The following is a 9,657-nucleotide window of genomic DNA, read 5'->3' on the forward strand; positions in this document are numbered from 1 at the left end:
CGTGTTGTCAATTATCCGAAATTCGGGGTCCCGCCGACCACCCCGTCCTGCTCCAGGGCCGCGATCTCCTCCGCCGTGTACCCCAGTTCGCCCAGCACCGCGTTGTTGTCCTGCCCGAGCAGCGGGGCGTGCCTGTGGTGATAGCGGTCGGGACCGGCGGAGAAACGGGCCGGGACCGTACTGTGGCGCGCGGCGCGGTTGATCGGGTGGGGGACCGGTTCGAAGAACTTCCGGTGGGTGAGCTGCGGGATATCGGCCTGGCGGTGCGGCTGGCGGACCTCGGCCACCGGGATACCCGCCGCCCACAACTGCTCGACGATCTCGCCGGCCGGCCGGTCGGCGCACCACGCGGCCAGGTGCTCATCGATCTCGTCGTGGTGGGCGCGGCGGCCCGCGGCCGTACGGAGATCCGGTGCGGTAGCCCAGTCGGGTCCACCCAGGGCCGCGGTGAGGGCCGTCCATTGATCATCGGTGGTCACCGCGAGGGCGATCCAGTTGTCGGGACGGCCGAACTCGTCGACCCCGGCCGCGCGGTACAGATTCTGCGGGGCCGCGTGCGGGCCCCGGTTACCGTCGCGTTCCAGCAGGTTGCCGTACGCGGAGTATTCGATGACCTGTTCGGCGGTGATGTTCAGGGCCGCATCCACCATGGCCGCCTCCACGAGCACGCCTTCGCCGGTACGCCGCCGGTGTTCCAGGGCGAGCAGCAGGCCGACCAGTGCGTGCACACCCGCATTCGGGTCGCCCAGGCTGTAGGGCTCGACCGGGTTCTGATCGGGATAGCCGGTGCGCCAGGTCAGCCCGGAGGCGTCCTCGATGACATAGGCGAACGCCGGGTTGTCCCGCCACGGCCCGTCCAGCCCGAAACCGGGCATCCGGACCATGATCGCATCGGGCCGCAGGGAGTGGACGGTGTCGTAGCCGAGCCCGATCTGCTCGATCACTCGCGGGGTGTAGTTCTCCACGAATACATCGCAGGAGGCGACGAGCCGGCGCAGGATCTCGCGGCCGGCGTCGGTGCGGAAGTCGACGGTGATCCCGCGTTTGGTGGTGTTGAGGCCGGAGAAGATTCCGGATTTCTCCCACCAGTGGTCTTCGCCGACGGGCACTCCGGCGATGAGGCGGGTCCCGTCGGGGCGCTGCGCGGATTCCACATGGATCACCTCGGCGCCCTGCAAGGCCAGGTAATGCGTACACGACGGGCCGGCCCAGAAGGTGGTCATATCGAGCACCCGCAGACCCGCGAACGGGAGCGGGTTCCGGGCACCGGTGGGTACCTGCCCGGTCGCGGCACGGCCTGCTCGACCGGCGGAACGTTCACCGCGGGCGAAGGTGCCGCCGGCTATGGCCGAGCGGTAATAACCGGTGTGTTCGCCGAGTACGGGCGCCGATTCGGGCGCGCGGAGCAATGCGGGAGTGGTCCGGAACGGCGGTCCCGGCTGCGTGAACCCGGACCGCGGGTTCACGGTGAAGAACTTCCGGGCCCGGTGCTGATCGAGTTCGGTGACATCGGCACCGCATGCCACCGGACTGTTGGGTATCCGGAACGCCGTGGCGAGTTCCCGGATCTCGTCCACCGTATGCTCGGCGAACCAGGCCGCGAGCTCCGCGGCCTTCTCGTTGGTGCGTTCGGTGATGGCGGGAGTGGGGTCCTCGTCGATCCATTCCGGATGCCCGACCATCACGCACAGGTCGAACCACTGCTGCGCGGTACCGCAACCCACCGCGATGAGCCCGTCGGCGGCGGTGGCGACGCCGGGCCGGCTGAGCCGGCGCTGGGTGCGGAACGGCCGGTCGGCGGTGTCGTAGAACGAGACCGGGTAATACGACAGGCCCAGGATCTGGGTTTCCAGGATCGAGAGGTCGACGAGTTCACCGGTTCCGGTGCTCAGGGCGCGGTGCCGGGCGGTAAGGGTCGCCGCCGCCGCATGGGCGCCGGCGAACCATTCGCCCACCTCGCCACCGATATGAACCGGCGCGCGATCCGGAGCGCCACGGCCCAGCCCGACGATCCCGCCCGACCAGGCCTGCAGGGTGAACTCGGTGGCCGGCCGCCCGGCCCACGGGCCGTCGAGACCGAACGGCGTGATCGTGGTGACCACCAGATGCGGATGGCGTACGCGGAGCGCGGCCGGCGTGAAATCCGGATGGCCCGCGAGTGCACCGTCCGGTGACCAGACGACCGCATCCGAATCGGCCAGCAGCCCGTCGAGCAGTTCGCGATCGTCGGGCCGGGCGGTGTCCACGGTCACGCTGTGCGCGCCGCCGGCGAGGAACTGGAAAAGCGCGCCGTCGGTGCCCGGCGCCGGCGACACATCCGGGGATGTCCGGCGGCGCAGCGGAATGCCCGCCGGCGGTTCCGCGAGAACGATCCGGGCACCGGCATCCGCGAGCAGTTTGGTGCAGTAGATACCGGCGATTCCACCGGCCGGCGCGACCACGCGGTAGCCGGTCAGCACCGCGCCGCCGGTGGGTCCGACGGGCGCCGTGTTATCCCGAGCGGCCGGGGCGTCATCGCGGTCTTGCGCGGGGGTACGGGGTCCGCTCGCCGGAGCTTCGGCGGTGCGCTCCTGTTTCATGGGGGCTCACTTCCGCTGGGGGCAGGGCCTGACGCCCTACGCCTGAGACTCGCGCTACGGCCGGCTTCCGTCGCGCATCATTCGGGCTTGCGCCGGCCCGATCTGCTGAGCCGGAACTCCGGCGGGAAGCGGCTGTCGTTGTCCTTGACCGAGTTGTTCAAACCGTCGTCGAAGGCGTTGTCCAGCATCAGATCGTTGTCGTCGGCGTGGATATGGCCGCCCATCGATTCGAAGAAACCGCTGAGCAGGCTGCCCATGTATTCGCCCTGCTGTTGCTTCATGATCTCGAAGAACACCTTCTGCATGAACACCGTGTCCGTGGGCCGGTTCCGGGCACAGGCGAGCGCGTACTTCGCGGTTTCGGCCTCCAGCTCCGCGCGCGGGACGACGCTGTTGAGGAAATTGCATTCGGCCATCTCCGCCGCGGAGAACGGGCGTCCGGTGAACACCATCTCCTGGAACTTGCGCAACCCCATGGTCTGCGCCCACGTCCACATGCGCGGGCCCCACCCGTAGTAGCGGAAGGACGGATGCCCGAACAAGGCGTCGTCGGAGGAGATCACCAGATCGGCGTCGGCGGCCTGGTAGAAGTGCCAGCCGTAGCAGTAGCCCTTCACCTCCACGATGCTGATCTTCTTGAATTCCTGCAGGCTCCGGCAGCCGGCCTGCGCGTTGGCGTACCACTGGCTGATACTGGCGCCGTGCCGGAACGATTCCTTCGGCGGGTAGCGCACCTCGTCGGGGCCGATCTTGTACTCGCTGAGCCGCGGTCCCTGGTCGGGGTCGTTCTGCACGGCCATGAATTCCCCGAGATCGGCGCCCGACCCGAAATCGTCACCGGCGCCCCGGATCACCAGCACCTTGACCTCGTCGTCGATACTTGCGCGGTGGATGAGGTCGCCGTAGCGCAGCCGCGCGGCCATGGTGGGGGCGTTGAGCTGATCGGGGCGGTCGAAGGTGATGGTCGCGATCCGGGTCGCGGGATCCTTCGAATACCGGATGATCTCCTCGGCGCTGGGCGGGGTGTCAGCCGAATCCGTTCCGGGATCCGCTGCCGCCGCCGCGTTTCCGGCGTCCTTGCCGCCGGCGTTGTGACCGGCTCCGTTATCGGGCATCTTCTTCGCGGCTCCTTTGCTCCCGGCCCGCGCGGCGGCCGGTTTCCGGGCGGTCATGGCGCACCCCAGCGCGGGCTTGCCGTCAGTACCTCGGGGCCGTCGTCGCCGATGAGCACGGCGTCGCGGCCGAAAACCGCGCCCACCCCCTCGGCCCAGACGTATCCGGTCACCGCGAGGACCATCCCGGGCTCGAGCTGTTCGGCTTCGGCGGTACCGCGCAGAGCCGGTGCCACGACCGGTGGGTCGAATCCCAGGCCGAGCCCCCGGGCGACCGGCATCGCGGGCAGGGGTTCCCCGGCATCCGAGTAGGCGTCGAGAAGCCGGGATGCGGGCGAGCCGGGCCGGCACGCCTGTAACAGCTTCTCCCACAACCTGTTCCAGCGCCCGTACAGTTTCTCGGCCGCCGGGGTGACCGGCCCGGCCGGCCAGGTCCGCCCGACCTCCCCGATATATCCGTCGCCGAGTACACCGGAGGAGAACGCGACCAGATCACCCTCCTGGACCCGCCGGTCCGGGGTCGCCCGCCGCCACGGATGGTCGCGGGCGGTCACCCACGCCGCGTCCTGGGTGGCGGGCGTACTCACCCCGCCGGCCGCGCAGGCCTCGAGCAGCACGCCGGCCAGCGCCTGTTCGGTGACCCCGGGCGCCAGCCGCGCGACCGCCGCGGCGAGTCCCGCTTCGGCGACCCGCAGTCCCGGCCGCATCGTCTCGATCTCCGCCGCGGTTTTGATCCGCCGCGCCGCCCGGAACGCGAGTTCGCCGTCGACGATCTCGGCGGCGGGGAATGCGAGCGGCAGCAGCTGGGCGAACGCCGGGGACAGGGCGTCGGTGCCCACCCGGCGGGCCGTCGCCGCACCCTCGATCTCACGCAGCACCGCGATGAGATTGCGCGGATCCCACATGGTCTCGTACATATTTTCGTGCGGAATATCCTCGGGAATACCTTCGTCCCACGTGCTGTGCAGGTGGACCGCACCCGTTTCCCGCATCAGCAGCGCCACCGGCCCGAACGGCCGGGTACCGGCCACCCACAGCTGGGGTGCGCCGGACAGATAGCGGGCATTCGCCTGCCGTCCGGCGATCAGCACGTCGAGGTCATGGGCTTGCATCTGTGCCAGTACACGCTCGCGGCGCCCGGCCCGCAGCGCGCGATCGTCCGGCAGGATCTCAGTCGCCATAGGGGGCATAGGTGTAGTCGGTGAGAGGCATCCAGCCTCCGTCGGTTACCACCACGATCTCCTCACTGCGATAGCCGCCGGTGCCGTCCTCCCACACCACGGGTTCGAGGACCAGCACCATGCCGGGTCGGAGCACGAAATTGTCGTCGAATTCGGCGCCGAGATCGGTGCCGATCAGCGGCATCTCCGCGGCGCTCACGCCGATTCCGTGCGAGATATAGAAATGCGGCAGCCAGGGGCGCTGCCCGCCGGCCGCCTCGGTCGCCGCGTGGGCGAGCCGGCCCGCGGTGGCGCCGGGACGGATCTGCGCGAGCACTGACTCCAGGATGTGCCGCCACTGCTGGTACTGGGCCTGCTGGCGGGGCGTCGGATCCTGCCCGACGATCCAGGTACGGCCGAAATCCGAGCAGTAGCCGTTGTAGGTGATGCTGACATCGGTCCACAGCACATCGCCGGCCTTCAGCTCCCGTTCGGTGGTGAGCAGCGGCAGGGCGAGATCACCGTGGGTCGTCCACACCCCGTCGGCCTTGCTGTCCGGCATGACCTGCCAGATGGCGTCGAGCATGGTCGCGGTGGCGCCCAGTTCGAACGCGCGCCGCACGAAACCCGCGGACAGGTCGATCTGGCGTACCCCGGGGACGAGCGAGGCCTGCACGTCGACGATGGCCTCCTCGGTGATCCGGCAGGCCTTGCGGATACAGGACAGCTCGTCGGGAGTTTTGATCAACTTGGCGGGACCGATCACCGTGGCCGCGTCCACCGGCCGGGTACCGGGGAACAGCCGGTCCCGCGCGCGCAGCATGGCGCCGGTGAATTCGTCCACCGCGACTGTCGACCCCGGCCGCACCAGTTCGGCGAGGCGGCGCCGGAAATCCTCTACGCCCTCGTCGAATTCGAGGTAGACCGGCGGATGCAGATGATCGGCGGGCAACTCGGATTCGGCCGCCGCGCCCGCCCGGAACGGCAGGAACAGATGCGGCCATTCGTCGTCGGCCGTCACCACCGCGACCGGCCGTTCCACATGGGCCAGGCCCGCATCGCCGAGCGGCCAGTTCGCGCCGGTCGCGTAGACGACATTGTTGTTCAGCAGCAGGATCGCCGCGTCCACACCGCGTTCGGCCATGGCCGAACGCAGGCGGGCCCCGGTCTCCCGGAGCATGCGTGCGCGGTCGGGGAGGTCGGGTATTTCGATCGCCGCGGTCGGTGCGGCGGGGAATGCGGTCATAACAGGGCCCTCTCGGCGTGGCTCGGTGGCTCGGGCCTAGACGCCCAGGAAATCCTTGATGTTGCCGCTCACTACCCGGGCCGCCTGCTCCGGCCCGAGCGCGTCGACCACCGAGGCCAGGGACTTCTCCGAGTAGCCGAAGGTGCTCTCGTTGTGCGGATAGTCCGAGGACCACATCACCCGGTCCACGCCGATCCGGTCGATGACGGCCAGGCCCAGCGGGTCGACCATGAAGGAGGCACGCATATGGTTGTCCCAGTAGTGGCGCACCTCGTGGTCGAGCGGGCGGTTGTACATATGCCGGTAGGACGCGTGCATATGCTCGGCGTCCTGCAGGGCCGAAGCGACCCAGTTGATACCGCCCTCGAACCAGCCGATCTGCAGCCCGGGATGCCGATCGATGATGCCGCTGAAGAGATACTTGGAGAACAACTCGCGGAACGGCGCGACATTGTGCATCATCCCGACCACCACGCTGTTCACCTCACACGGGGCCGACAGCGGCGATTCGCCGATATGGTGCGAGACCGGCACACCGGATTCCTCGATCGCGTCCCAGACGCCGATCATCGCGCTGCTGCCGTAATCGATGACATTGCCGTCGTCGTCCTTGCCGGCCGACAGCGGAAGCAGAAAAGTCTTGAGCCCCAGGGCCTTCAGTTCGGTGAGCGTGCGGCGCGCGCCGTCGGCGTCCCACCAGTTGATCAGCCCGACACCGTACAGTGTGCCGCCGGACCGCTCCTGGACCTCGGCGATGTACTCGTTGTAGATGCGGAAGCAGCGTTCACGGACGGCCTTGTCGGGGTAGAACAGCAGGGCCAGCAGCGAATTGGGGAAGGCCAGTTCCTTGTCGATCCCGTCGGCGCGCAGATCCGCCACGCGGGCCTCGAGGTTGGTGCTGCCGGAACCGTCCAAGGGGTCGTACTGCATGAGCACACGACTGAAATCGCCGGGCAGGAACGACCTTCCCTTACGCCCGATCTGGTACGCGCCGTCCTCGTACCACACCCGTGGCGCCTTGTCCCGCAGCTCCTCGGGGAAGCGTTCGTAGAAGATATCGTCCGCGAGCGAGATGTGATTGTCGGCGGAGAACACTTCGGTGCCGGCGGGGAGCCCGAGGGTGCCCTCGGCCCGGCCCCGGCGATCCTTCGGCGGGCCGAACCCCTGCGGGGGATAGAGCTGCGCACTGCTGGGCGAAGTCGGCATCTGACCCTCCAATGGATCTTTTGATTCGCGAATGTGCCGTCGGCGGTCGTCGCCCCGGGGCGGCCGACCGCGCCTTCACGTCATGTCTAACCGCTATGACCTGGCGTTCACCGGGCCAGTGGACGCGGGCGGCCGGGCGCCGGTGGGCAACCCGCCGAGCTGAAAACGACATTATCATGTTAGGAGAGGGACGTTCTACGGGTATGGTCCTTTTTCGCTGTTCCGCCGCGGTTGATGCAGCGAGAATGCTATTTTCGACCTGCCTCGCCAACTGTCTCGTGGATGGTTCCGAAGGGTCGATTCATGCTCCGCGCCGCGCGCGCGTCATCTGTGAAGGCTCATTACGGTGGCAACTTCTCTGTAACCCTTGTCACAGGATCGAAACCAACCTACTGTGTGTTCACTAGGTTTGTTAGATCGGGGTTCGGACCATGACAGCTCCTCGTCCCTATGCCTCACTCCTTGCCAAGGGGGAGGACCGCAGGCAGCGGATTCTCGCCGTGGCCCAGCGCCTGCTTACCCGGAACGGATGGCGTAGTACGACGCTGGCGCAGATCGCCGGCGAGGCCGGAGTGACCTCCGCGGGGCTGTTGCATCACTTCTCCTCGAAAGAACAGCTGCTACATGCTGTCCTGGATGCTCGCGATGCCGAAGACCTGCGCGACGCCGATATCAGCGGCGATCTCATCCTCGAGATCCGCAAGGTGGTCACCAGGATGGAACGTTCTCCGGAACTGGTCGGCACCTTCGTCGTCCTGCTCGTGGAGAACCTGATGCCCGAGGCGCCACTACACGATCGGATGCTCGATCGCTGGCGCACGGCCGTCGATATCGTCACCCAGGCGATTCGGCGAGGCCAGGACAGCGGCCGGTACCGGCGCGATATCGATCCGCGGATGCGCGCGGTCGAGATCGTCGCCTTCTTGAACGGAATGGAGATCTCGTGGCTGCTCGATCGTTCGATCCCGCTGGCCGACGTATTCAACGGTTACACCGAGTCGCTGGCCCGCGACTTGACGGCGAAGGAGATGTGATGAGGTACCGGCTCGATGTGGTGGCGGCGACCGTAGCCGACGCGGTCCAATTCGCCGGCGGGTGGTTGTTCGACCGCTCGGTGGCCGGCTGGGAGGTGACGGTTCTGCTCGCGCAGCCGGCCGATATCCGCCCCCTGAAGATTCTCGGCGCCGAAGTACGCGAGCTCGATTCCGTACTGGCGACCGAGGTTCCCGGACGGCTGCCGCAGGCACTGGCGGTGAACGCCGATGTCTGTAGCCGGGACGGCCGGGCCCGTAAAGGCGTGTTGCGCGCGCTGGAACACCGGGGCATCGAAGTCGTCGTCTGGGGTGAGGGCTGGCCGGCCGGGCAGGATCACGGCGTGGATCCGGTACTGCACCGCCTGAGCTACGCCGCCCGCGCGTTCAAGGCCCAGGCCCTGGTGGCGGCCGGTCTGTCGGCGGCGGCCGTGACGCCGAGCGAGATATTCCGCAGCGGTGCCACGGAATACGTGCCGGTCTGCGCGGACCTCGTCCCGGCGGTCTGACGTACCGGAAGGCCGGAGGTTCGAGGGGGCGTGCGGGCGCGGGGGTGGGTCCGTGCGGAGGGGTATGAGGTGAACGGCAGGCCGGGTCGGTAGGTGATGGGCTGACCCGGACACCGGCACCGGGGATCCCGCATCGGTGGGTCACCGAAGGTGGCAGCACTGGTGGACTGCGCTGTGTTTTACGGTGTTGCCGAGGCATTATGCGCGGATTTATCCGATGAATTAGTTGTCGGGGGTGGTCGCATTTGTGCGAATTCGAAAGAGCGGCCCGGTCCCGGGCAAATTCGAAACGCTGATATTCACAATTCTGCCGGGCTGTCCGCGGCGCGATTTGCACCCCGGCTGACCCCTTTGCGGGGCTATCATGCCTGCTCGGGGGCGTTCTGCTCGGTGGTCGCCGGGCCGGGTCGGCGCTCCGGTGGAGGTTTCCGGAAACTTGCCCGCAAGTATTGTGTTCTCTCATATCGAATGTCATCCTATTGGAAACTGAGAATGACATTTCCGTACCGAGATAGGTGACAGCGACGCCGGCTGGGACGGTACAGCCATCGGACGATCCTCCGGAGCCACCCGCCGCGCTGCCCGTCATACCGCGGCTCGTTTCGCGAGCCGCCCGGGGGGGGGGGGGGGGGGGGCGGCGGGGCCCCCCCCCCCCCGGGGGGGGGGGGCGGGGGGGCGAGGGGGGGCGGACCGGCACTTCGGGCAGCGAGTCGCGCGACTTTCCGGCGAACTCGACGGCGAGGCGCGCCGCGGTCCCGCGCTCACCGCGCCGCGTCCGGGGTTACCCGACGATGATCTGCACCCCCGCGGATTA

7 protein-coding genes are annotated in these 9,657 nt (G+C 68.2%); 2 read left to right on the forward strand and 5 right to left on the reverse strand.

Translation table 11 applies throughout. From position 1 onward, the window contains the following. Positions 1 to 11: 11 nt before the first annotated feature. The 5 genes from QH276_RS10480 to QH276_RS10500 form a co-directional block, all read right to left on the reverse strand. Entirely contained in the window at positions 12 to 2,579 is a 2,568-nt protein-coding gene (locus tag QH276_RS10480; RefSeq protein ID WP_280399358.1) for a CaiB/BaiF CoA-transferase family protein, read from the reverse strand. 77 nt (positions 2,580 to 2,656) lie between these two features. Further along, positions 2,657 to 3,694 (reverse strand): enoyl-CoA hydratase/isomerase family protein, encoded by a 1,038-nt coding sequence (locus QH276_RS10485; RefSeq protein ID WP_280399359.1) that lies wholly within the window; start codon positions 3,692 to 3,694, stop codon positions 2,657 to 2,659. A gap of 53 nt (positions 3,695 to 3,747) precedes the next feature. Beyond that, a complete protein-coding gene (locus QH276_RS10490) occupies positions 3,748 to 4,872 on the reverse strand; it encodes a M24 family metallopeptidase (protein ID WP_280399360.1) in 1,125 nt (374 codons plus the stop codon). Next, positions 4,862 to 6,097, reverse strand: coding sequence for a M24 family metallopeptidase (locus QH276_RS10495; RefSeq protein WP_280399361.1), 1,236 nt, complete (start codon positions 6,095 to 6,097; stop codon positions 4,862 to 4,864). The genes QH276_RS10490 and QH276_RS10495 overlap by 11 nt, the downstream gene beginning before the upstream one ends. Positions 6,098 to 6,133: 36 nt before the next feature. Further along, positions 6,134 to 7,303 carry an amidohydrolase family protein gene (locus tag QH276_RS10500; protein ID WP_280399362.1) on the reverse strand — a complete coding sequence of 390 codons (1,170 nt, stop codon included), beginning with the start codon at positions 7,301 to 7,303 and terminating at the stop codon, positions 6,134 to 6,136. Between the two features lie 431 nt (positions 7,304 to 7,734). Between QH276_RS10500 and QH276_RS10505 the strand changes: the two genes are divergently transcribed. Next, positions 7,735 to 8,337, forward strand: a complete 603-nt coding sequence (locus QH276_RS10505; RefSeq protein ID WP_280399363.1) for a TetR/AcrR family transcriptional regulator — start codon at positions 7,735 to 7,737, stop codon at positions 8,335 to 8,337. Continuing rightward, positions 8,337 to 8,843, forward strand: coding sequence for a hypothetical protein (locus QH276_RS10510; protein WP_280399364.1), 507 nt, complete (start codon positions 8,337 to 8,339; stop codon positions 8,841 to 8,843). The genes QH276_RS10505 and QH276_RS10510 overlap by 1 nt, the downstream gene beginning before the upstream one ends. Positions 8,844 to 9,657: the final 814 nt, after the last annotated feature.

The sequence above is a fragment of the Nocardia carnea genome (genome assembly GCF_029869215.1).
GTDB lineage: Bacteria > Actinomycetota > Actinomycetes > Mycobacteriales > Mycobacteriaceae > Nocardia > Nocardia carnea_B.